Below are 23,084 nucleotides of genomic sequence, written 5' to 3' on the forward strand. Positions count from 1 at the left end.
GCGACACCCGAAATCCGCCGCCGAAGCAGAATCAGGTCGCGCAGGATCAGCCCAAGCCGCCGGCGCCGCGGCCCGAGCCGCCCAAGCCCGAGCCACCCAAGCCCGAACCGCCGAAGCCTGAGCCGCCGAAGCCCGAGCCGCCCAAGCCCGAGCCGCCGAAACCGGAACCGCCCAAGGCCGAGCCCCCGAAGCCGGAGCCGCCGAAGCCGCCTGCCCCGCAGGCCAAGCCGAAGCCGGAACCGCCGAAGGAGCAGCCGAAGGAGGTGGCAAAGGAACCGGCGAAGGAGCCGGCCAAGGAGGATCCGCTGGCCAAGCTGCTGGGCAACGTCCAGAAGCTGAAGCCGTCGGACAACGCCAAGGCCGACGCCAAGTCGGATTCGAAGGCCCAGCCGCAGCAGCAGGCGTCGTCGGCGCCGGCCGGCGCCGCCAAGGCCACGTCCGGCCCGCAGCGGGACTTCAAGCCGTCCGGCCGCGCGATCGACGCCATCCGCAGCCAGGTCGGCAAGAACTGGAACTTCGATCCGGGCCGCAAGGACGCCGGCAACATGGCGGTGGAAGTCCGCATCGAGGTCGCCATCGATGGCACGGTGCTGCGCACCGAGCTGAGCGAGGAGACCCGGCGGCGCGCGCTGAGCGACAGCCATTACCGGGCCGCGGCGGAAAGTGCGTTGCGTGCCATAAACAGGACGCAAAAGCTTGATCTCCTGGCGAGCGAGTTCACTCCTGAAACCTATGAGAAGTGGCGAACCATCGTGTTCGCCTTCGACCCGAGGGATATGTAGGACCATGAATAGGAAGAGGTTTATGCTGCGGCTGGCCGGGGTGGCCGGCGCCGTGTTGCTCGCCCTGGGCGTGGCCGCTCCGCAGGTGGCGCGCGCCGAGTTGCGCATCGACATCACCAAGGGCGTGGTCGAGCCGCTGCCCATCGCCATCACCAGCTTCTTCGGCGGCGGCGGGCGCGAGGGGCAGATGGGCGCCGACGTGGCCCGCGTCATCTCCGCCGACCTGGAGCGCTCGGGCCTGTTCAAACCCCTGCCCCCGCAGGCATTCCTGCAGACGCCCGAGCAGCTGCAGCGCGGCGAGCCGCGCTACCAGGACTGGCGCGGCATCGGCGCCCAGGCGCTGGTGGCCGGCGGCGTCAGCGCCACCGGCGACGGCCGCATGAAGGTCGACTTCCGCCTGTGGGACGTCACCGCCGGCCAGTACATGGCCGGCCTGTCCTACACCGCCACGTCCGACAGCTGGCGCCGCATCGCCCACATCATCGCCGACGCCATCTACAAGCGCCTGACCGGCGAGGACGGCTATTTCGACACCCGCATCGTCTACATCTCCGAATCCGGTCCGGCCAACGCGCGCAACAAGCGCCTGGCCATCATGGACCAGGACGGCGAGAACCATCAGTTCCTCACCGACGGCCAGACGCTGGTGCTGACCCCGCGCTTCTCGCCGACGGCGCAGGAAATCACGTACATGTCGTTCTTCAACAAGAAGCCGCGCGTGTACCTGTTCAACATCGACTCCGGCCGCCAGGAGGTCCTCGGCGACTTCCCCGGCATGACCTTCGCCCCGCGCTTCTCGCCGGACGGCAACAAGGTCATCATGAGCATGGCGCAGAACGGCAACACCGACATCTACACGCTGGACCTGCGCACCCGCCGGCAGACGCAGCTGACCGACGGCCCGGGCATCGACACCGCGCCCAGCTATTCGCCGGACGGCCAGCGCATCGTCTTCGAATCGGACCGCGGCGGCTCGCAGCAGCTCTACGTCATGGGTGCGGACGGGTCCGGCGTGCGCCGCCTGACCTTCGGCGAGGGCCGCTACGGCACGCCGGTGTGGTCGCCGCGCGGCGACCTGATCGCCTTCACCCGCCAGCGCGGCAGCAACTTCGCCGTCGGCGTCATCCGCCCCGACGGCACCGGCGAGCGCATCCTCAGCGAGGCCTACCACGTGGAGGGTCCGACCTGGGCGCCGAACGGCCGCGTCCTGATGTTCTTCAAGGAGTCGCCGAGCGGCGGCGGGTCGCGCAGCGCCAAGCTATTCTCTATCGACGTATCAGGTATCAACGAACGTCGGGTCGTAACGCCGCTCGACGGCTCCGATCCGGCATGGTCGCCCTTGATTCCCTAAGGGACTAGCCCTATTTTGCGCGCCGCATGGGCAACGCTTAGGCGGAAGGTCAGCAATGGCCTTTCCGCTTCCGTCGGGGCCTGACGGCAACCGCGTTGTCCGGTTTTCTTCCGATCAATCCGCGTCCAATCAAGCATCGATTGCCCAAGCATCGATTGCCGCTGAAGGGGGTCATACTATGAATCTCAAGGTTCTGAGCCTGTGTGCGGCTCTTGCTCTGCTCGCCGCCTGCGAAACCGCGCCGAAGACCGACGCCGGCGCCAACACCTCGGGCACCCAGTCCTCGATCCGTCCGGGCTCGCAGGAAGACCTGGTCGTGAACGTCGGTGACCGCGTGTTCTTCGGCTTCGACCGTTCGGACCTGACGCCGGAGGCCCGCGCCACCCTGGACCGCCAGTCGGCTTGGCTGAAGCAGTACCCGAACGTCACCGTGACCGTCGAAGGCCACGCCGACGAGCGCGGCACCCGCGAGTACAACCTGGCTCTCGGCGAGCGCCGCTCGAACGCCGTGAAGAAGTACCTGGTCGCGCAGGGCATCAACCCGTCGCGCGTCAAGACCATCTCCTACGGCAAGGAGCGCCCCGCCGTCCTCGGCTCGAACGAGGCCGCCTGGGCCCAGAACCGCCGTGGCGTGACCGTCGTCGACTGACGACGGGAACCCCCTGGGGTTTTCGAGGAACGCCGCGCCGGGGCAACCCGGCGCGGCGTTTCCTTTTGGGCGGTGGCTCCTGACCGCGTTGACCCGTGTTGTGGACACGGGTACGCTGCACGTATTCCAGGGAGGCCGCCGCCATGCATCTCCGCTACGACACCACCGCCGCCAAGCGCACCGTCAGCGTGACGCTCAACTCCGACCTCTACGCCAAGGCCAAGGAAGCGGGGCTGAACGTGTCCCAGCTGACCGAACAGGCGTTGTCCCGCGAACTGGAGGAACGGCTCAGGGAACAGGCCCGGGCCGAGATCCGCGCGGAGATGGACGCCTACAACGCTTTCGTCGAGAAGCATGGATCCTTCGCCGAGATGGCGCGGGAACAATTCGGTCTCTGGAACGACGACGATGCAGTTTGAGGTCTTCCCCAACCCGATCGTGCGCGCCCGGCGGGTCTTCCCCTACGTTGCCGTTCTTCAGTCGAACATCGCCGATACCAATCGTGATCGCGTGGTGGCTCCCTTGTCCGCCGAACCGGACGCCCTGCGGATGGCCAAGCGCCTCATCCCCAAGGTCCGCGTCCAGGGAGCCGACTTCGCTTTGGTCGTCCCGTCCCTGGCGTCGGTTCCGGCCGACAGCCTGCAAGGCTCCGTCGGCAGCATCGCGCGCCACCGCGACGCCGTGACCGCGGCGCTCGACTATCTGTTCCAGGGCATCTGAAGTCACAAGAACCCGCTTTCCTTTGCCCGGCTGCCGCCATATTTTCGCCCCCATGGGCCGGCAGCGTTGGCCGGCGATCCCCGCCGTTCCGGACGAGACACCATCGATGAAGACGACGACCTCCCTCGCTGCCCTGCTGGTGGGCGGACTGCTGTTCAGCGGCGCGGCGTTCGCGCAGGATGCCGGGCAGCTCCGCCGGCTGGAGCGGCTGGAGGCCGGCGCCGCCGCGCTGGGCGGCCGCGGCGTCGAGGTGGCGCAGGCCGACATGCCGCACTCGCTGGCCGCCGACTTCGAGGTGCGCCTCCAGCGCATGGAGCGCACGCTGTCGGAACTGACCGGCCGCTATGAGGAAGCCGTCTACCAGATGAGCCAGCTGAAGGACCGGCTGGAGCGCATCAACGGCGACGTCGACTTCCGCCTGCAGGCTCTGGAGAAGGGCGGCGGTGGCGGCTTGGGCGGCGGTCTGGGCGGCGGTGCTGCCACGGCTCCCTCCGCCCCGGCCGGCAAGACCCCCGACAAGCCCGCCGCTCCGCCGGCCGCGCCCCCGGCCACCGCCGCCAAGCCGGCCGACACCAAGGTCGCCGCCCTCCCGCCCGGCGCCGGCCCGGAGAAGCAGTACGAGCACGCGTTCGAGCTGCTGAGCAAGGCCGACTACGACCGTTCGGAAAAGGAATTCCGCGAGTTCCTGGCCAAGAACAAGAGCCACAACCTGGCCGGCAACGCGCAGTACTGGCTGGGCGAGACCTACTACGTCCGCAACAAGTTTGTCGAGGCGGCCAGCGCCTTCGCCGAAGCCATCCAGAAGTACCCGAAGGGCACCAAGGCGCCGGACAGCCTGCTGAAGCTGGGCATGTCGCTGGCGCAACTGAAGCAGAACGCCGACGCCTGCACCGCCTTCGGCCAGCTGGTGACCAAGTTCCCCGACGCCTCGGCCAGCATCAAGCGTCGCGCCGAGACCGAGCGCCGGCGCCTGAACTGCAAATGACCGGGTGGTGAGCGGCCCGCTCTCCGCGGAACGGTTCGCCGCCCGCATGGCGCGCCTGGGCGGGTTTGAGGCCGCCCCGCGCCTCGCCGTCGGCGTTTCCGGCGGTGCCGACAGCCTCGCCCTCACGCTGCTGGCGCACGATTGGGCGGCGGCGCGCGGCGGTTCCGTCCTGGCGCTCACCGTCGACCACGCCCTGCGCCCGGCCGCCGCCGAGGAGGCCGCGCAGGTCGCCGCGTGGCTGGCCGCGCGCGGCATCGCCCACGCCGTGCTGCGCTGGGAGGGCGCCAAGCCCGCCTCCGGCATCCAGGCCGCCGCCCGCGCCGCCCGCCACGCCCTGCTGGCCGAGCGCTGCCGGGCCGAGGGCATCCTGCATCTGCTGCTCGCCCACCACCGCGACGATCAGGCGGAGACCGTCCTGCTGCGCCTCGCGCGCGGCAGCGGCGTCGACGGGCTGGCCGGCATGGCGCCGGTCCGTTGGGACGCCGACGTGCGCATCCTGCGCCCGCTGCTCGACGTGCCGCACGCCGCGCTGGAGGCGACCTGCCGCAGCCACGGCCAGCCGTGGATCGAGGACCCCTCCAACCGCTCCCCCGCCTACGCCCGCGGCCGGCTGCGCGCGGCGGCCGACGCGCTGGCCGGCGAGGGGCTGGAGGCGGAGCGCCTGTGCGACACCGCGCGCCGCGCCGGCCGCGCCCGCGCCGCGCTGGAGGAATTGACCGCCGGCCTGCTGGCCCGCGCCGCCACGCTGTACCCGGAGGGCTGGATCCGCCTCGACCCCGCCCCCCTGGCCGCAGCGCCGGAGGAGCTGGGCCTGCGGGCACTCGCCCGCATCCTCGCCTGCGTCGGCGGCGCCCCCTACGCGCCGCGCGCCGAGCGGCTGGAGCGCCTCTATGAAGAGGTGCGCGCCGGGCTGCGCGCCGGCCGCACGCTGGGCGGCTGCCGCGTCGCCCCGCGCCGGGGCGCCCTGGCCGTGACCCGCGAGCCGGATGCCGCCGACGAGCGCCTGACCCTCGTCCCCGGCGGTCGTGTCTGGTGGGACCGCCGCTTCACCGTCGCGCTGCCCCCCGACGCCCCCGGCCCGCTGACCGTCGCCCGCCTGGGCGCCGGGGGCTGGCGCCGGCTCGCCGCCGGACACCCAGCCTTGCGCGCCCTCGACCTGCCGGAACCGGCCCGCGCGGCGCTGCCGGCGCTGTGGAAAGAGGGTGACCTGACGGGGGTGCCGGCCCTGCCGATTCCGGGCCTCGGCACCGCTGCCAACGGGGCGGCGCGCTTCACCCCTTCGGCACCTCTGGCGGGACCAGCTTTTCCGGTTGTTAAAGCCGGGGCCTGCATTATTTAATCAGGAGACGTGCCCGTGGGATTGGGTTGGGGCTCCGGGCCAACGGTACCGATCGGCGCGGTTCGCTTAGAAAGGCGTGAAACGTGAACAACTTCGGCAAGAATCTCGCGCTCTGGATCATCATCGGCCTGCTGCTGGTGGCGCTGTTCAACCTGTTCCAGAGTTCGTCCACCCGCAGCCCGCAGACCACCGTTCCGTTCAGCGAGCTGATCGCCGAGGTCGATCGCGGCCAGGTCGCCGACGTGACCATCAAGGGCAACCAGGTCACCGGCCACTTCACCGACGGCCGCTCCTTCAGCACGTACATCCCGGCTGAAGCCGACCTCGTGCAGCGCCTGACGCAGAAGAACGTGCGCATCAGCGCCGTTCCGGACGACAGCAACGTGCCGTCGCTGTTCTCCGTGCTGCTGTCCTGGTTCCCGATGCTGCTGCTGATCGGCGTGTGGATCTTCTTCATGCGCCAGATGCAGTCGGGCGGCGGCAAGGCCATGGGCTTCGGCAAGTCGCGCGCGCGCCTGCTGACCGAGAAGGTCGGCCGCGTCACCTTCGACGACGTCGCCGGCATCGACGAGGCCAAGCAGGAGCTGCAGGAGATCGTCGAGTTCCTGAAGGACCCGCAGAAGTTCCAGCGCCTGGGCGGCAAGATCCCCAAGGGCGTGCTGCTGGTGGGCCCGCCGGGCACGGGTAAGACGCTGACCGCGCGCGCCGTGGCGGGCGAGGCCAACGTGCCCTTCTTCACCATCTCCGGTTCGGACTTCGTCGAGATGTTCGTCGGCGTCGGCGCCAGCCGTGTCCGCGACATGTTCGAGCAGGGCAAGAAGAACGCGCCTTGCATCATCTTCATCGACGAGATCGACGCGGTGGGCCGCCACCGCGGTGCGGGCCTCGGCGGCGGCAACGACGAGCGCGAGCAGACCCTGAACCAGCTGCTGGTCGAGATGGACGGCTTCGAGGCGAACGAGGGCGTCATCCTCATCGCCGCGACCAACCGCCCGGACGTGCTCGACCCGGCGCTGCTGCGTCCCGGCCGCTTCGACCGCCAGGTCGTCGTGCCGAACCCGGACGTGCTGGGCCGCGAGAAGATCCTGAAGGTGCACATGCGCAAGGTGCCGCTGGCCCCCGACGTGGAGCCGCGCATCATCGCCCGCGGCACCCCGGGCTTCTCCGGCGCCGACCTCGCCAACCTCGTGAACGAAGCGGCCCTGCTCGCCGCCCGCGCCGGCAAGCGCGTCGTCGGCATGGCCGAGTTCGAGAACGCCAAGGACAAGGTCATGATGGGCGCGGAGCGCCGCTCCATGGTCATGACCGAGGAGGAGAAGAAGCTCACCGCCTACCACGAGGCCGGCCACGCCGTGGTGGCGCTGCACTGCCCGGACAGCGACCCCATCCACAAGGCCACCATCATCCCGCGCGGCCGCGCGCTGGGCATGGTGATGCGCCTGCCGGAAGGCGACCGCATCTCGCTGTCCCAGGCCAAGCTGCTGGCCGACCTGCGCGTCGCCATGGGCGGCCGCATCGCCGAGGAGCTGATCTTCGGCCGCGAGCGGGTCACCACCGGTGCGTCCGGCGACATCAAGATGGCGACCGAGATGTCGCGCCGCATGGTCACGGAATGGGGCATGAGCGACAAGCTGGGCCCGCTGCTGTACGGCGAGCCGACGCAGGAGGTCTTCCTCGGCCACTCCGTCACCCAGCACAAGAACATGTCCGACCACACGGCGCAGACGGTGGACGAGGAAATCCGCCGCATCGTCGAGGAGGCCTACGCCGCCGCGCGCCACATCCTGACCGAGAACATCGACCAGCTGCACACGGTCGCCAAGGGCCTGCTGGAGTACGAGACGCTGAGCGGCGAGGACATCCAGACCCTGCTGCGCGGCGAGCCGATCATCCGCGAGGACAACGGCAAGGAGAGCTTCTCCGTCCCGCCCAAGCAGCCAACCGGCGGCCGCCGCGCCTCCGTGCCCCCCAGCGCCGGCGGCAAGGAAGCCGGCATCGACCCGGAGCCCCAGGGAACCTGAGGGCTTACCACACGGAAACGGCGCCCTTCGGGGCGCCGTTTTCGTTTCGGGACGGCGACGTTGCGAGGGGCTCCGCGCCCCTCGCGCTCCCCCGCCAGGGCCACAGGCCCTGGCCCGTAACTTCAATCCCCTCTCCCTGTGGATAGAAGGGCAGGGCGAGGAGACCCCGCATTGCGCAGTTCCTTCCCGTGCTCCGGGGAAGGGGCTTGCATCGGGCTACCGAAGGCGAATGTTGCACAGTCGAAGTCACTCCGAACGGCCTGATGGCATTCCATCCACAGGCAGACTCATTGCGGCTCATTCAGAAATGGAGAAACTCATGGGAGGGCATCTATCTTTGTGATATATGAGAGGCATTGCCGTGTCTCGCGATTGGTGAAGCCTATGAAGGACACTCTCGTCGTTCTCATTCACGGACTGGGGGGTAAGGCCGAGGACCATTTTGGGTTCTTGATGAATGTCGTGGCTTCAGAGGCCGAGTATTTCGAGCGGGCTGAGTTCGACTTTTTTTCATACCCTAGTCGCAAGGCATCTCTATTTACTTTTCCCAGAAAGAAAAGATATCCCAATCTAGACGAGATTGGAGCGGCTTTCGCAACATATCTAAAACATAGAGTGCAGGAATACGAGCGAATTGTTATCGTCGGATACAGCAATGGAGGCCTTATTGCCAAGGTAGGCTTGCTTGCGTGCCAGGACAGTTATGTCATGGCTCGGGTAGCAAAATTGACCTTTATTGCGACACCACATCGAGGATCAGATGTGGCGAATGTAGGCCAGTTTCTGGCTATTGCTTCGGAAATCTCAGCCGACCTTACATCGGGATCAGCCTACCTGATGAACTTGGATGACAGATGGGTTGCATCGCAGATGGATAGAATCCCTGCGTTGTATCTCTATGGCGTGCGAGATAACGTCGTTTCCTATCATAGCGCCTTGAGCAATGATCCATCCCGTTGTGTTGTTGCCCCTAAAGCAGACCATTCTACAATTACCCATTTCCACGCCGAGGATATCTGCTATCAGCGCCTTCGCGACTGGATTATTACTGACCACGCATATGAGTTTGCCACCCCATTTGGCGACACGCTGTCGCATAGATTCTCATCGCCTGTGGTGGCCACAATGTTGGACCTTGGGTGCAAAATCGACAAGTTGACGAGCGAGCAGTACAAGAGTTTCGAGGAGATGGCCAAATCCCCCCGCTTGGCAATTAATGGATGTGCTGGATCTGGAAAGACACTTGTTGCTGCGGAAAAGGCCATACGGCTTGCTGACGCCGGATACAGCGTGGGGATATTTTGTCATAGCCCTATACTCTCACAACGTATAGCAGATCTTGTGGCAAAGTCGCCGCGCGTTTCGGTGTATTACTTTTATGATTATATTTATTTTCTGCTAAATCGTGCGCGTCCGCACGCGGCAGCAGCTTGGGATGAATTTGAAGAGCCCACGTCCGATGAGATTTACGAAGCCCTCGCAGCCCTGGATTCCCCTGACGCAATTAGGTTCGATGCCGTAATCGTCGACGAGGGCCAGGATTTTAAAGACGACTGGCTCGATTTGGTGCAAGCGGCATTGATAAATGGAAGCTCAGGCCTCTATTATGTATTTTATGACGAAATGCAGGGGCTGAGTTTGAAGGGGCAGCTTCCAAAGCTCCCAAAGGCGAGCATCAGTCTTGTTCGGAATTGTAGAAATGCTGGTAACATTTTTGCATATGTCAAAAAATTCTACCCTCGTCCAAGCGAGCTATATCCTGAGCTGGATGGAAAGGGTGACTTTCAGTTCTTTTTCCACCCGCTCGGAGATATGCATGCCGCACGCGAGGCGATAGCGCACGCACTTGAGAAGGTGCCGCCAAACAATCTGGTGGTGCTAACTAACGAGATTGGGGGCGTTGGGCAAAGCCTATTAAACGGGCTTGTCGTCCATCGCTTGAGGAAGCATTCGTGGCAAGCGGGCATGACTGATTTCCTCGCTTGGCTTCGAAAGGAAGCACATCGCCTTCTCCGGGAGGAGAACAGCGAAGCCGCCGAGGCTGTGAAAGCAATTGATATCCCGACATTTGGATCAGGAAGCTATCCTTCTGCGGAAGACCTGGAAAAAGTTCGTGCCGCGTCAAAGTATTTGCGAAGGTATATTAGTGCGATTCCGATATCAAGATCCTATGAAGTGTGCTGGAGAGCGGTGGGTAGTAAGCTTGTTCCAAGAAAGAAAGTGGCGAACTTAGCCTCTAGGAGAGATAGCTTGCTTCTAAGGGCTGATTATTCGGCCGAAGGGATGCAAATTGGAGAGGCTATTGAATTTATTTCTCATGACAATTGGGTAAATAGTATGCCAGAACCGCAACGCTATATTGTTAAGCCATATTACGAGCGCCGAGAGAATACGATTCCTCTATACGAAATTTCCCATTTTAAAGGGTGCGAGGCTGAAGGAGTTGTGCTCTTTGTCCACACTCCTCGCGACGGGCTGGACCGTTTTGTCTATACTGGACTGTCGCGGGCCCGATCTTGCTTGCATCTGGTCTGCCGGCCGGAGCCGTTTAGTCGTCTACCTCAGTTCGAGCGCCCCGTGGCCGCGGCCTTTAAAGCAACTGTTACGTCCGTAGGATCTTGACCTTGGGGCTTGGCGGGGCGGGGGAGGCGCGGTCGGAGGGGATGGCGCTGCTGGATGCGCTGATGCCGGCGATGCCGTCAATGGCGGTGTGGGACGAGGGGGAGCCCGGCTATGCCGAGGCCGTGGCCGCCGCGAAGGTGCTGCGCGCGCTGCTGGACGCGCTGGTGCCGGGCTGCCTGGGCGATGCGGTGGCGAAGCTGCTGACGGTGCTGGTGGCGGGGGAGACGTTGCCGCCGTCGGATGCGCGGCTGATCGTCTCGGCGCTGGACCAACTCACCGCCAACATCCCGCACCTGCGCCGCCCGACACTCATCCACGCCGCGCTCGCCCAATCCCGCGCCACCTTCCCCCGCGCGGCCTGAATTCCATGGGATCCAAGGGCCACATCGGCCCTTGGTGGAGAGCGCGAGAGGCAAAGCCTCTCGCTTGCCCCCATACCCCCGATCCGCTAGGATCGTAGTCCTGCGGGGCAACCGGGCGCCCGCCCGCGCGTTTTGAACGGAGGTGGCCGATGCAACAGGTGTCCAAATGCGTTGCGTGGTGTTGCATCCGGTTGCATTCGCCCCCTGTCCACGCCCCCGCCTGACCGTTCGGAGCCGCCATGACCGCCCCCGCCCCGCGTTCGCTGTCCGCCTTCTGCCCCTGGGCCGCCGACGAGGGCGTGCGGATCTACCTGCGGCCCATGGGGCTGCTGCCGGCCGACGCGACCGTCGAGGCGGCGGTGCTGCCGCTGGCCGGCGGGCGGTTCGCCTTCGCGCTGGTGGAGGTGACCGTCCGCACCGGCTGGCGGATCGACCGCGCCGTGGCGCCGCTGTCGGACGTGATGGCCTGGGCGCGGGCGCGCGGGGCCGGGGTGGTGGACGCGCTGGACCGGCGGCTGGCGGCGCTGACGCGGCCGCGCGGCGCCTTCGCCGGGGTGGGGCTGGACCGGCCGCGGCTGATGGGCATCGTCAACGTGACGCCGGACAGCTTCTCCGACGGCGGCGACTTCTTCGACACCGGGCGCGCCATCGCGCACGGGCAGGCGCTGCTGGACGCGGGGGCGGAGATCCTGGACGTGGGGGGCGAGTCGACGCGGCCCGGCTCCACGCCGGTGTCCCCGCCGGAGGAGGCGGCGCGGGTGCTGCCGGTGATCCGCCACTTCGTGGGCAAGGGGGCGGTGGTGTCCGTGGACACGCGGCATTCCTCGGTGATGCTGTCGGCGCTGGGCGCCGGGGCGCGGATCGTCAACGACATCAGCGGCCTCACCGGCGACCCGGCCAGCCTCACCATCGTCGCCGGGGCCGGCGCGCCGGTGGTGCTGATGCACATGCAGGGCGAGCCCGGCACCATGCAGCAGAACCCCACCTACGAGGACGCCGCGCTGGACGTCTTCGACTGGCTGGAGGGGCGGGTGGAGGCGTGCGTGGCGGCCGGCCTGCCGCTCGACAAGATCGCGGTGGACCCCGGCATCGGCTTCGGCAAGACGCTGGAGCACAACGTGCAGATCCTGCGCCACGCGTCGCTGTACCACGCGCTGGGCTGCGCGGTGCTGATCGGGGTGTCGCGCAAGCGCTTCGTGGCCGGCCTGTCGGGCGAGACGGCGCCGAAGGAGCGCGTGCCCGGCTCCATCGCGGCGGGGCTGGAGACGGCGTCGCAGGGCGCGCAGATCCTGCGCGTGCACGACGTGGCCGAAACGGCGCAGGCGCGCGCGGTGTGGGAGGCGTTCCATCCGGCGGCGTAATACGGGGGTGTAACCCTTTGGCGTCCGCGCGGAAGGGTGCTTGACCGGAGGGTGGTGTTGCGGCGATGAAGGCTTCACGCCACATGAAATCGCGCTAAAGTGACAGTCCAGCCCCGAGGTTATCCCATGACCCGACACCTGTTCGGCACCGACGGCATCCGCGGCACCGCCAACACCGAGCCGATGACCGCCGAGACGGCGCTGCGCGTGGCGATGGCGACGGCCCTGCAGTTCCGCCGCGGCGACCACCGCCACCGCGTCGTCATCGGCAAGGACACGCGCCTGTCGGGCTACATGCTGGAACCGGCGCTGACCGCCGGCTTCATCTCCATGGGCATGGACGTGGTGCTGGTGGGCCCGCTGCCGACCCCGGCGGTGGCGATGCTGACGCGGAGCCTGCGGGCCGACATGGGCGTGATGATCTCCGCCTCGCACAACCCGTTCCAGGACAACGGCATCAAGCTGTTCGGCCCGGACGGCTACAAGCTGTCGGACGAGGTGGAGATGGCGATCGAGGCGCGCCTGGAGCGGCCCTTCGCGCCGGACCTCGCCCACGCCGCCGACCTCGGCCGCGCCAGCCGCATGGAGGACGCGACCGGCCGCTACATCGAGTTCGTCAAGAACACCTTCCCGCGCCACCAGCGCCTGGACGGGCTGAAGATCGTCGTCGACTGCGCCAACGGCGCGGCCTACAAGGTGGCGCCCAAGGTGCTGTACGAGCTGGGCGCCGACGTGGTGCCGATCGGCGACCACCCGGACGGCATCAACATCAACAAGGACTGCGGCGCCACCGCCACCAAGCTCCTCCAGGACACGGTGGTGGCGGAGGGCGCGCACCTGGGCATCGCGCTGGACGGCGACGCCGACCGCCTGATCATGGTGGACGAGGCCGGGCGCCGCATCGACGGCGACCAGCTGATGGGCCTCGTCGCCTCCTCCTGGGCCGCGGACGGCAAGCTGAAGGGCGGCGGGCTGGTGGCCACCGTCATGTCCAACCTGGGGCTGGAGCGGCACCTGGGCGGCATCGGCCTCAAACTGGTGCGCACGCCGGTGGGCGACCGCTACGTGGTCGAGCATATGCGCGAGCACGGCTACAACGTGGGCGGCGAGCAGTCCGGCCACATCGTGCTGTCCGATTATTCCACCACCGGCGACGGGCTGATCGCCGCGCTGCAGGCGCTGGCGGTGATCCAGGCCGCCGGCAAGCCGGTCAGCGAGGTCTGCCGCGTGTTCGACCCGGTGCCGCAGAAGCTGACCAATGTGCGCTTCGCCGCCGGTTCCAAGCCGCTGGACATGGCCGAGGTGCAGGAGGCGATCCGCGACGGCGAGGGGCGCCTCAACGGCTCCGGCCGCATCCTGATCCGCAAGTCGGGCACCGAGCCGGTCATCCGCGTGATGGCCGAGGGCGACGACGAATCCCTGGTCAACCAGGTGGTGGGCGACATCGCCGACACCATCCGCCGCGTGGCCAGCGAACAACCCGCCCTTGAACAAACTGTTGGGGCAGCGGAATGAAGGGACGTGTGCTGATCGTCGCCGGGTCGGACTCGGGCGGCGGCGCCGGGATCCAGGCGGACATCAAGGCGGTCAGCGCGCTGAACGGCTATGCCGCCACGGCGATCACGGCGCTGACCGCGCAGAACACCACCGGCGTCTACGGCATCTACCCCGTCGACCCCGCCTTCGTCGCCCAGCAGATGCGCGTGGTGCTGGAGGACATCGGGGCCGACGCCATCAAGGTCGGCATGCTGGCCTCTGCCGCGGTGATCGAGGCGGTGGCGGGCGAGTACGAGGAGCGGGCCATCAACATCCCGCTGGTGGTCGACCCGGTGATGATCGCCAAGGGCGGCCACGCGCTTTTGGAGAGCGAGGCGGAGCTGACGCTGAAGAAGCGCCTGCTTCCCCTGGCCGACCTGGTGACGCCCAACGTGCCGGAGGCCGAGGCGCTGGCCGACATCGAGATCCGCGACCTGGCCGACATGCGCCGGGCGGCGCAGCTGATCCGCACCTTCGGGCCGAAGGCCGTGCTGCTGAAGGGCGGGCACATGGAGGGCGAGCTGGTCCAGGACCTGCTGGTCACCGAGGACGGCGAGGAGGTGTTCGAGAGCCCGCGCGTGCACACGCCGCACACCCACGGCACCGGCTGCACGCTGGCCTCCGCCATCGCCACCGGCCTCGCCCAGGGCCTGGGCGGGCGCGACGCGGTGGCGCGGGCGCGCGCCTACCTGATGCAGGCGATCCTCACCGCGCCGGGCATCGGCCACGGCCACGGCCCGCTCAACCACCTGCACACGGTGCGCCCGTTCCCGTGAGCGGATCCGCCGCGTAGAGGCGCGGCAGGACCAGCGTGAAGACGGTGGCCAGCGCCACGGCGGCGGCCGTGCCGACGATGAACTGCGTCCAGTCGGTGGGGCGCAGCACGCCCAGCGACACGATCACCATCAGCAGCGGCAGGTCCAGGAAGTGGGTGAAGGTCGGCAGCGGGGCCGCCCGGCGGCGGTCCAGCGCCTTGGTGAAGCGGCCCTGCGCCACGGCTTCCCGCGTCTCGCGGCGCAGGCGCAGGAAGTAGAGGCGGGTGACGGTGTTGCCCTCCACGAACTCGAAGAGGAACAGCGCCAGCATCCCGGCCAGCCACGGCTGCTCCAGCACGCCGTCCCAGCCGTGGAACTCGGCGATCAGCCACGCGCCGGAACCGGCCAGCAGCAAGGCGCCCGGCACGACCAGCCCGTCGTAGAACAGGGCGATGTTCCGCACCGCCTCGGCGAAGACGGGCAGGGTGCCTGCCTGCCGGGTGCGGATGTCCGCCAGGAACACGCCGATCAGCCCGGCGGCGATCAGCATCAGCCCGACGATGTGCACGAAGGTGAGCAGGGGGTGGAGCATCGCGGTCTTCCTCAATAACATAGCTTGCTATTATAATGGGGGGCGAGTCGGCGACGCGATCAAGGGGAAAACAGCATGCTATGCAAATGGGCAGATGGCGGGAGGGCGGCCCTCCCGCCCGCCGTCAGGCGGCCAGCGCCTCCCGCGCGGCGGCCAGCACCGCGTCGGGGAAGGGGCAGGACCGGCGGGTGGAGCGGTCCATGTGGACGCCGGTCAGCTCGCACAGCGCAGCGACTTCGCCGGTTTCGGCGTTGCGCATCTCGTGCACGAAGCGGATGACCTTCTCGCGGATCTCCAGCAGCCGGCTGTGCACCTCGACCGTGTCGCCGGCCAGCAACTCGCGCTTGTAGGTGATGTTCTGCTGCACGGCGGCCATGCCGAAGCCGCCGCGCAGGTGGCCGGAGGTGATGCCCAACTGCCGGAACAGGTTCCAGGTCGCCTCGTCGAACTTGCCCACGTACCACATCACGTTCATGTGCCCGACGTGGTCGCAGTGCCAGGGGTAGACGGTCCCGCGGTAGGTGGGGTTGTCCGTCATGGTGCGCTCCTCCCATCTTGATGCTCTTTCCATACGCTGCCGTATGGATCGAAAATCGTCAAGGTGGCGGATCGTTCGATCGGCGGACGGGGTGATCAGACGATGGACATGGAGGCCGACACGGGGCTGGCCAGCGCGTCGGCCAGCGCGGTCAGGCCGCGCACGACCTCCTCGCGGGTGCGCGGCATGCACAGGCCGACGCGCACGGCGTGCGGCGCGCTGGCGCGGCCGACGGCAAAGATGTCGGCGCCGGTGATCACCACGCCACGCCGCTTGGCCTCGGCCACGAAGTCCTCGCGGCGCCAGGGCTCGGGCAGCGCCAGCCAGAGGTGCTGGGCGGCCGGGTCGCCGCAGATGACGGAGGCCGGCAGGATGCCGCGGGCCAGTTCCTGGCGGGCGGCGTTCTCGGTCCGCTCGGCCTCGGCGAAGCGGTCGGCCTGGCCGTCCTGGATCCAGCGGGTGGCGACCTCGGCCGGCAGGGCGGGGGCGGCGTAGTGCAGGGCGCGCGCCGCCGCCTCCAGCTGCGCGCTCAGGGCCGGCGGGGCGACGACGTAGCCGACGCGCAGGCCGGCCGCGACGCTCTTGGACAGGCTGGTGATGTAGATCGTGATGTCCGGCGCGATGGTCTGGATCGGCTTGGCGTCGGTCAGCAGGAAGCCGAAGACGTCGTCCTCCAGGATGGTGACGCCATAGCGCCGGCAGATGGCGGCGGTCTCCGCGCGCCGCTCCGCCGGCATGACGGAGGCGGTGGGGTTCTGCAGGCTGGGCACCATGTACAGCGCCTTGGGGGCCAGCCGGCGGCAGGCGGCGTCCAGCGCGTCGGGCATCAGCCCATGGTCGTCCAGCGCCACGCCCTCCAGGTGCAGGCCCAGCGTGGCGCCCAGCGTGCGCGTGCCGTAGGCGGTCAGCCGCTCGGTCAGGACCACGTCGCCCGGCCGCGCCACGGCGGCCAGCGCCACGGCGATGCCGTTCTGCGCGCCGGTGGTGATCAGCACCGAGTCGGGCGAGGCCGATACCCGGTGCCGGCGCGCCATCCACTGCACGGCGGCGGCGCGGTGCGCCGGCAGGCCGGCGTGCGGCGCGTAGTCGATGAGGGAGGCGAGGTTGCCCGACGTGGCGATGGCCGTCAGCGTCGCCGCCAGCGCGCGTTCGGAAGCCTGCTGCTCCGGCTTGATGACCGTCATGTTGACGGCGGCCGCCTCGGTGCGGCGCTGCCAGGACAGCGGGTCGGGCTGCGGGTTGAAGCGCGGGCCCTGGACGAAGGTGCCGCGGCCGACCTCGCCGCCGATCAGGCCGCGCCGCTCGGCCTCCGCATAGGCACGGGTGATGGTGCCGACGGTCACGCCCAGGCGGTAGGCGAGGTCGCGGTGGGTCGGCAGGCGGGTGCCGGCGGGCAGTCGGCCGGAGGCGACGTCGTCGGCCAGCGCGTCGGCGATGGCGCGGTAACGGGGGCCGGGACGGTCGGAGAGGTCGGGGGTCCAATTTGTCACGGTGACAATATAGACAAACCGGTATGACCAGTGCAAGGGGCTTGTGCGTTGTCCCGAAGCGTATCGATTGCCGGACCCATCCCAAAAGCGGCCGAAAGTCGCGCCGAGTGGGGCTATCCGGGCGGGTGTGGCCACGGAGATACATCCGCATCCGGAAATGTCATGGTGACAATAACGACATTGACGGTGCGCATTGTGCCGCGGATACTCCCGATTGTCCCCCTTGCCTGGGGCGCTTGCTCTGACGATGGAGGTTTGTCATGCGCACCAACGAAGCGGCCCGCCCGACCGGCACGTCCCCGTCGACCCTCTCGGCCATCCTTGGTGCTGCCGCCGTCGTCACCCGCCCCGTGTGGATGCTGGTCGACGCCGTCATGGCCGGGCACGAGCGCTGGCGGCAGCGGCAGGCGCTGCTGAGGCTCGACGATCACCTGCTGAAGGACATCGGCGTCAGCCGCTCGCAGGCCGAGGGCGAGGCCGGCAAGCCCTTCTGGCGGGAGTGAGCGCGATGGCGGAGATCGTCTACGCGCTCGAACCCGGCCTGACGGCGGCGGAGTTCATCGACGTGCTGCACCGTTCCGGGCTGGCCGAGCGCCGGCCCGTGAACGAGCCGGAGCGGGTCGAGGCGATGCTGCGCAAGGCCGACCTGATCGTGACGGCGCGCGCCGGCGGCGCGCTGGTCGGCGTCGCCCGCTCGGTCACCGACTTCGTCTACTGCTGCTACCTGTCCGACCTCGCCGTCGACCGCGCCCTGCAGGGGCGCGGCGTCGGCAAGGAGCTGATGCGCCGCACGCGCGCCGAGGTGCGGCCGGGCACCACCTGCCTGCTGCTGTCGGCGCCCAAGGCCGTCACCTTCTACGAGGCGGCCGGCCTGCAGCGCCACGCCAACGCCTTCCTGTTCACCGACATGCCGTAAGGGGACGAGACATGCGCCTGCCCATCTATCAGGTCGACGCCTTCACGGACGCGGTCTTCGGCGGCAACCCGGCGGCCGTCGTCCCGCTGGAAAGCTGGCTGCCGGACGAGCGCCTGCAGGCCATCGCCGCCGAGAACAACCTGGCCGAGACGGCCTTCCTGGTGCCGGCCGGCGGCGATTACGCGATCCGCTGGTTCACGCCGACGGTCGAGGTGGATTTGTGCGGGCACGCGACGCTGGCCGCCGCCCACGTCATCACCACGGCCATGGAGCCCGGCCGCGAGCGGATCGACTTCCGCACCCGGCAGGCCGGCCGCCTCACGGTCGAGCGCCAGGGCGACCTCCTGGTGCTGGACTTCCCCAGCCGGCCGGCCACGCGCACCGACGTGCACCCCGACCTCGTCACGGCACTCGGCGGCGGGCAGCCGGAGGAGGTGCTGGCGGCGCGCGACGTCCTCGTCGTCTACCGCGATGCCGACGTCGTGCGGAGCCTGACGCCGGACCTCCTGCGGCTCGGCACCGTGGACGACCGTGCGGTCTGCGTCACGGCGCCGGGTGCGGACGGCGTCGACTTCGTGTCGCGCTTCTTCGCGCCGACTATGGGCATCCCGGAGGATCCGGTCACCGGCTCCGCCCACTGCACGCTGATCCCCTACTGGGCGGCGCGGCTCGGCAGGACGAAGCTGACGGCGCGGCAGGTTTCGGCGCGCGGCGGGGCTCTCACTTGCGAAGTGCGGGGCGACCGGGTCAAGATCGGCGGCAAGGCCGTGCTGTACCTGGAGGGCTTCATCCACGTCTGACCCGGCCGCAACCATGATCAGGGAAGGGATGCGGGCATGAACGGGCGCTATTTCGAGGATTTCCGCGTGGGCGACGTGATCGAGACGGAGGGCGCCACGATCACCGAATCCCAGATCATCGACTTCGCGCTCCGCTTCGACCCGCAGCCCTTCCACCTGGACGTGGAGGCGGCGGCGCAGGGTGCCTACGGCGGGCTGATCGCCAGCGGCTTCCACACGCTGTCGCTGTCCTTCCGGCTGTTCCGCGACACCGGCGTGCTGACCGGCACCAGCCTGGGCAGCGGCGGCGGGGACGAGCTGCGCTGGCTGCGCCCCGTGCGCCCCGGCGACACGCTGCGCGTGCGCGTCGAGGTGCTGGAGGTGAGCCCGTCCAAGCGCGAGGACCGCGGCAACGTGCGCATGGCCTACACCACGCTGAACCAGAAGGGCGAGCCGGTGATGACGGCGACCTTCCGCCACATCATCGCGCGCCGCACCCCTGCGGCGGCCGGTTGACGCCCGCCCGCGTCCTTCCTTATCGTCCGGCGCAGTTCCACACCTCCTCGAGGACCGTTCCCATGAAGCCGACGACGCGGCCGCGCAACCCCCACTTCTCGTCCGGCCCCTGCGCCAAGCGGCCGGGCTGGTCGCTGGACGCGCTGGAAGGCGCGCTGCTCGGCCGCTCGCACCGCTCCAAGCCGGGCAAGGCCAAGCTGAAGGAGGTGATCGACCTGTCCCGCGCCGTGCTGGGCGTGCCGGGCGATTACCGCATCGGCATCGTCCCGGCCTCCGACACCGGGGCGGTGGAGATGGCGCTGTGGTCGCTGCTGGGTGCGCGCGGCGTCGACATGCTGGCGTGGGAGAGCTTCGGCAAGGAGTGGGTCACCGACGTCACCAAGCAGCTGAAGCTGCCGGACGTGCGGGTGCTACAGGCCGAGTACGGCAAGATCCCCGACCTGTCGCAGGTCGACTTCGCCCGCGACGTGGTCTTCACCTGGAACGGCACCACGTCGGGCGTGCGCGTGCCGGACGGTGACTGGATCCCGGCGGACCGCCAGGGGCTGACCATCTGCGACGCCACCTCGGCCGCGTTCGCCATGGACCTGCCGTGGGACAAGCTGGACGTCGTCACCTGGTCCTGGCAGAAGGTGCTGGGCGGCGAGGGCGCGCACGGCATGCTGGTGCTGAGCCCGCGCGCGGTGGCGCGGCTGGAGAGCTTCCAGCCCGACCGGCCGCTGCCGAAGATCTTCCGCCTGACCAAGGGCGGCAAGCTGATCGAGGGCATCTTCGAGGGCGAGACCATCAACACGCCTTCCATGCTGTGCGTCGAGGACGCCATCGACGGGCTGCGCTGGGCGCTGTCGGCCGGCGGCCTGCCGCACCTGATCCGCCGGTCGGAGACCAACCTGCGCATCGTCGCCGAGTGGCAGGCGAAGGCCGGCTGGGCCGCGTTCCTGGCGGAGGACCCCGCGATCCGCTCGTGCACGGCCATCTGCCTGACCATCACCGACCCGGACGTGACGGCGCTGGACGCCGCCGGCCAGGCGGATTTCGCCAAGAAGGTGGCCGCACTCCTGGAGAAGGAGGGGGTGGCGATGGACGTCGGCTCCTACCGCGACGCGCCGGCCGGCCTGCGCCTGTGGGGCGGCGCCACCATCGAGAACGAGGACATGGAGGCGCTGATGCCCTGGCTGGACTGGGCCTTCGCCACCGTGAAGGCGGAGCGGTTCGCCAAGGCGTGAACCGGGGCCGGCGCCGGGGGCCTCAGCGGAACCCGGCGTCGCCCAACAGTTTGAAGAAGTCGCGCAGCGCCTTCTGCTGCACGGCCGGGTCGACGATGTCCTCGATGTAGCGGCGTTCGAAGTTCGGCTGGCGCAGGTGGGACACGACGCGCTGGCGGACGATGTCCAGCGCCTTGCGGCTTTGCAGCGTGCCGGGGGCGCAGAGCTGCATCAGCCGGTTGGCGCGGTGGCGCAGGATGTCGTCGGGGTTGTCCAGGCGCTCCACCACCCGGCTGTTGACGATGTAGGCGCACAGCAGGTCGTCGATGTTCTCGGCCACCGTGCTGCGCAGCGGCTCCGGCGCCGTGGAGTCGGCGACGTGGCGGTAGAGGCGGGTCAGCTCCTCCAGGTTGGTCTTGATGGGCGCGTCGCGCGCCACGAAGCGGGTGACGGCGGTGACGTCGCCGGTCAGCTGGCGCAGCGCGCCGGCCACGTCCTCGGCGTGCTGGCGGCCCATGTCGGAGTCGGCCAGCGCCAGCAGGAAGCGCACGCGGTCCCTGGCGTCGGGCAGGCGGGTGACCGCCTCGTTGATGGCCTGCCGGCGCCCGGTGGCGCCGCCGGCCTCCAGGAAGCGCATGTAGCGCTGGACCAGCGCCTCGGCCATGCCGCCGCCGCCCAGCACGCCGTCCGGGCCGGTGGCGCGCTTCAGCACCGCGTCGAAGGCGTCGCGCTCGGCCGACGGGTCGTTGCGGAAGAGCGGCTGCGCGCTCTTCAGCTGCCGGCGCACGAGGTCGAGGATGACGAGGCGCGTCTCGTCCAGGTCGTTGAAGGCCAGCAGCTCGCTGAGCATCACCGCGCGGTCGTCCTCGGCCCGGCCGTCCGGCGCCAGCCGGCCGCGCGACAGGTCAAGCAGGCTGCACAGCGCCTCGGCGAGGCTGCGCTGCATGCCCAGCAGCTCCTGCGCGACCGAGGGGGCGCCCAGCACGTCGGCGATGACGCCGTCCACCAGCTCCAGCGGCTCGTCGGCGAGGCCGCCGTCCTCGCGCACCAGCCCGGCCAGATAGTCGAGCTTGGCCAGCCAGTTGCGCATCTGCACGAGGTCGCGCGACACCAGCACCTTGGCGTAGAAGGTGCGGTCCTCCGGCGTCTCCTTCCTGGACAGCGCGTCGAAGGCCGGGCCGAAGCCGGTGCGGGCGAGGTCGGGCAGGTCCTGGCGGGCGGCGGCCTTGCGCGCCCGCTCGGCCACGGCGTCGACCAGCCGGTACATCTCGTCCCGCCGCTCGCGCCCGTCCAGGCCGGCCTTCTCGGCCTGCAGCGCCGACACCCGGCCGACGGCGGTGGGGACGAGGTTGTCCTTGTCCAGGAGCCGCTTCAGCTCCGGGTAGTTGTGCATGATCTCGGTGGGGGTGACGACCAGCCGCTCCACGTAGGTGCGCAGCAGGCGGTTCATCACCATGCGGCTTTCCACCGCGTAGCACTGGTCCACCGCGCGGCAGACCGGCGGCGGCTCGTCGATGGGGCTGATGGTGAGCGCGGTCGACTGGGTGCGGAACTCGCTGCACAGCTCGGTCTCGACGTGGCGGCCGTCGGGGCGCTGCCAGTCGCGGACGATGCGGTAGCCTTCGACCTTGCCGCCCGACAGGATCCGCTTGGCGTAGCCGCGCGCCTCCGCCTCGTCCTCGAACCGCGCGTCGAGAACCCAGTGGTCCACCTGGTAGAGCTGGACCTCATAGCTGCTGCTGCGCGCCAGCGCCATGCCCGCCTGTCCCGACCGCACGCCCGTTTGAAAGGATGCGAACCTTTTTGGGGCAAATTCAAGGACATTTTTGAGACAGGTTTGCAACAAGCGTTACCGTTTCGACGCGTTCCCATGGACCGCTCCCATGACCCCGCCGCGTGGCTGCCGAGCGTGGGGCGGGGAACGAACGATGGGAAATGTTACCCAATGTTACGCGGCGATACGCTTTCGCGCGGGCGTATCATCCGGCCACGCCGTCCCGTTCGGCGGGAAATGCAACCGGATGCAACACGATGCAACGGATTCGCCGGTGTGTTGCATTGGTGCATGCCGTGTAGGTTGGGTTGAGCCGCAGGCGAAGCCCAACGTCCCCGCCCTGGCGGGCGCGTTGGGTTTTCGCCTGCGGCTGGAAAGAAACAAGAGGCAGGCGCTCCTCATAGCCCCTCCCCCTTGACGGGGGAGGGGTTGGGGAGAGGGTGGTTACGCCCGGCAGGGCGGAAGAGAGCCATGTTCCGCCTGCCGGCTCTCAGCGGATGCCAGAGGCATCCGCCTGACGCCGTCAGCGCTGGCTGAAGGCCAGCGCGAGAGGCGGCTATCCCCCTCTCCCCAACCCCTCTCCCGCGAGGGGAGAGGGGCTCTGTCCTCGTTTCATTCCGCTGCGGGTCGACGCGCCAGCGCCGGTGAGAACTCAACCCAACCTACGGGGCTGCGCATGGCGGAGTGGGGGCATGTTCGGCCCGATCATGATCTTCGTTAGGAATTTTGTCAATTGGGGCGAGGGGTGCGCGGCAATCCATCATCCGCCCCGCGGGCTTTTCCGTTTGCAC

The 23,084-nt window shown here is 68.6% G+C and carries 22 protein-coding genes; 18 read left to right on the forward strand and 4 right to left on the reverse strand.

Annotated elements, in window-relative coordinates; all coding sequences use genetic code 11:
* The 13 genes from VED21_RS09995 to thiD all read left to right on the forward strand — a co-directional run.
* A partial coding sequence (locus VED21_RS09995; protein ID WP_324882195.1) for a TonB C-terminal domain-containing protein occupies nucleotides 1-782 on the forward strand: 782 nt, incomplete at its 5' end.
* Nucleotides 783-804: 22 nt separating this feature from the next.
* Complete coding sequence (gene tolB, locus VED21_RS10000; protein ID WP_324882196.1) at nucleotides 805-2,133, forward strand: Tol-Pal system beta propeller repeat protein TolB; 1,329 nt, start codon at nucleotides 805-807, stop codon at nucleotides 2,131-2,133.
* 178 nt (nucleotides 2,134-2,311) lie between these two features.
* Nucleotides 2,312-2,782 carry a peptidoglycan-associated lipoprotein Pal gene (gene pal / locus VED21_RS10005; protein WP_324882197.1) on the forward strand — a complete coding sequence of 157 codons (471 nt, stop codon included), beginning with the start codon at nucleotides 2,312-2,314 and terminating at the stop codon, nucleotides 2,780-2,782.
* A 143-nt stretch (nucleotides 2,783-2,925) separates the two neighbouring features.
* Nucleotides 2,926-3,201, forward strand: coding sequence for a type II toxin-antitoxin system CcdA family antitoxin (locus VED21_RS10010; protein ID WP_324882198.1), 276 nt, complete (start codon nucleotides 2,926-2,928; stop codon nucleotides 3,199-3,201).
* Nucleotides 3,191-3,502, forward strand: a complete 312-nt coding sequence (locus tag VED21_RS10015) for a CcdB family protein (protein ID WP_324882199.1) — start codon at nucleotides 3,191-3,193, stop codon at nucleotides 3,500-3,502. The genes VED21_RS10010 and VED21_RS10015 overlap by 11 nt, the downstream gene beginning before the upstream one ends.
* 106 nt (nucleotides 3,503-3,608) lie before the next feature.
* Nucleotides 3,609-4,487, forward strand: coding sequence for a tol-pal system protein YbgF (gene ybgF, locus VED21_RS10020; RefSeq protein ID WP_324882200.1), 879 nt, complete (start codon nucleotides 3,609-3,611; stop codon nucleotides 4,485-4,487).
* A 7-nt stretch (nucleotides 4,488-4,494) separates the two neighbouring features.
* Nucleotides 4,495-5,826, forward strand: a complete 1,332-nt coding sequence (gene tilS / locus VED21_RS10025; RefSeq protein ID WP_324882201.1) for a tRNA lysidine(34) synthetase TilS — start codon at nucleotides 4,495-4,497, stop codon at nucleotides 5,824-5,826.
* An 83-nt stretch (nucleotides 5,827-5,909) separates the two neighbouring features.
* Complete coding sequence (gene ftsH, locus VED21_RS10030) at nucleotides 5,910-7,847, forward strand: ATP-dependent zinc metalloprotease FtsH (RefSeq protein WP_324882202.1); 1,938 nt, start codon at nucleotides 5,910-5,912, stop codon at nucleotides 7,845-7,847.
* 384 nt (nucleotides 7,848-8,231) lie between these two features.
* On the forward strand, nucleotides 8,232-10,469 hold the full coding sequence (locus VED21_RS10035; RefSeq protein ID WP_324882203.1) for a hypothetical protein: 2,238 nt from the start codon (nucleotides 8,232-8,234) through the stop codon (nucleotides 10,467-10,469).
* Nucleotides 10,470-10,510: 41 nt separating this feature from the next.
* Entirely contained in the window at nucleotides 10,511-10,831 is a 321-nt protein-coding gene (locus VED21_RS10040) for a hypothetical protein (RefSeq protein ID WP_324882204.1), read from the forward strand.
* A 239-nt stretch (nucleotides 10,832-11,070) separates the two neighbouring features.
* Entirely contained in the window at nucleotides 11,071-12,192 is a 1,122-nt protein-coding gene (gene folP / locus VED21_RS10045; RefSeq protein ID WP_324882205.1) for a dihydropteroate synthase, read from the forward strand.
* 126 nt (nucleotides 12,193-12,318) lie between these two features.
* Nucleotides 12,319-13,707 (forward strand): phosphoglucosamine mutase, encoded by a 1,389-nt coding sequence (glmM, locus tag VED21_RS10050; RefSeq protein ID WP_324882206.1) that lies wholly within the window; start codon nucleotides 12,319-12,321, stop codon nucleotides 13,705-13,707.
* Complete coding sequence (gene thiD / locus VED21_RS10055; protein ID WP_324882207.1) at nucleotides 13,704-14,504, forward strand: bifunctional hydroxymethylpyrimidine kinase/phosphomethylpyrimidine kinase; 801 nt, start codon at nucleotides 13,704-13,706, stop codon at nucleotides 14,502-14,504. The genes glmM and thiD overlap by 4 nt, the downstream gene beginning before the upstream one ends.
* Here the strand turns inward: thiD and VED21_RS10060 are convergent.
* The 3 genes from VED21_RS10060 to VED21_RS10070 form a co-directional block, all read right to left on the reverse strand.
* Nucleotides 14,470-15,075, reverse strand: a complete 606-nt coding sequence (locus VED21_RS10060) for a DUF2269 family protein (RefSeq protein ID WP_324882208.1) — start codon at nucleotides 15,073-15,075, stop codon at nucleotides 14,470-14,472. The genes thiD and VED21_RS10060 overlap by 35 nt on opposite strands.
* Before the next feature lie 124 nt (nucleotides 15,076-15,199).
* The gene (locus VED21_RS10065) at nucleotides 15,200-15,613 is read right to left on the reverse strand and encodes a thioesterase family protein (RefSeq protein ID WP_324882209.1); all 414 of its coding nucleotides are present in this window, start codon (nucleotides 15,611-15,613) and stop codon (nucleotides 15,200-15,202) included.
* A gap of 95 nt (nucleotides 15,614-15,708) precedes the next feature.
* On the reverse strand, nucleotides 15,709-17,103 hold the full coding sequence (locus tag VED21_RS10070; RefSeq protein ID WP_324882210.1) for a PLP-dependent aminotransferase family protein: 1,395 nt from the start codon (nucleotides 17,101-17,103) through the stop codon (nucleotides 15,709-15,711).
* A 260-nt stretch (nucleotides 17,104-17,363) separates the two neighbouring features.
* Here VED21_RS10070 and VED21_RS10075 point away from each other — a divergent pair, with 260 nt between their 5' ends.
* The 5 genes from VED21_RS10075 to VED21_RS10095 all read left to right on the forward strand — a co-directional run bounded on the left by VED21_RS10075 (nucleotide 17,364) and on the right by VED21_RS10095 (nucleotide 20,540).
* Nucleotides 17,364-17,606, forward strand: a complete 243-nt coding sequence (locus tag VED21_RS10075; protein WP_324882211.1) for a DUF1127 domain-containing protein — start codon at nucleotides 17,364-17,366, stop codon at nucleotides 17,604-17,606.
* A 5-nt stretch (nucleotides 17,607-17,611) separates the two neighbouring features.
* Nucleotides 17,612-18,019 (forward strand): GNAT family N-acetyltransferase, encoded by a 408-nt coding sequence (locus VED21_RS10080; RefSeq protein WP_324882212.1) that lies wholly within the window; start codon nucleotides 17,612-17,614, stop codon nucleotides 18,017-18,019.
* An 11-nt stretch (nucleotides 18,020-18,030) separates the two neighbouring features.
* Nucleotides 18,031-18,819, forward strand: a complete 789-nt coding sequence (locus VED21_RS10085; protein ID WP_324882213.1) for a PhzF family phenazine biosynthesis protein — start codon at nucleotides 18,031-18,033, stop codon at nucleotides 18,817-18,819.
* Nucleotides 18,820-18,855: 36 nt separating this feature from the next.
* Entirely contained in the window at nucleotides 18,856-19,314 is a 459-nt protein-coding gene (locus tag VED21_RS10090; RefSeq protein WP_324882214.1) for a MaoC family dehydratase, read from the forward strand.
* Nucleotides 19,315-19,376: 62 nt separating this feature from the next.
* Nucleotides 19,377-20,540, forward strand: coding sequence for a phosphoserine transaminase (locus VED21_RS10095; protein WP_324882215.1), 1,164 nt, complete (start codon nucleotides 19,377-19,379; stop codon nucleotides 20,538-20,540).
* Nucleotides 20,541-20,562: 22 nt separating this feature from the next.
* On the opposite strand, the gene VED21_RS10100 is transcribed toward VED21_RS10095, so the two are convergent.
* Nucleotides 20,563-22,275, reverse strand: coding sequence for a hypothetical protein (locus VED21_RS10100; RefSeq protein WP_324882216.1), 1,713 nt, complete (start codon nucleotides 22,273-22,275; stop codon nucleotides 20,563-20,565).
* Nucleotides 22,276-23,084 lie beyond the last annotated feature (809 nt).

It is taken from the genome of Azospirillum sp., assembly GCF_035627195.1.
Classification (GTDB): Bacteria; Pseudomonadota; Alphaproteobacteria; order Azospirillales; family Azospirillaceae; genus Azospirillum.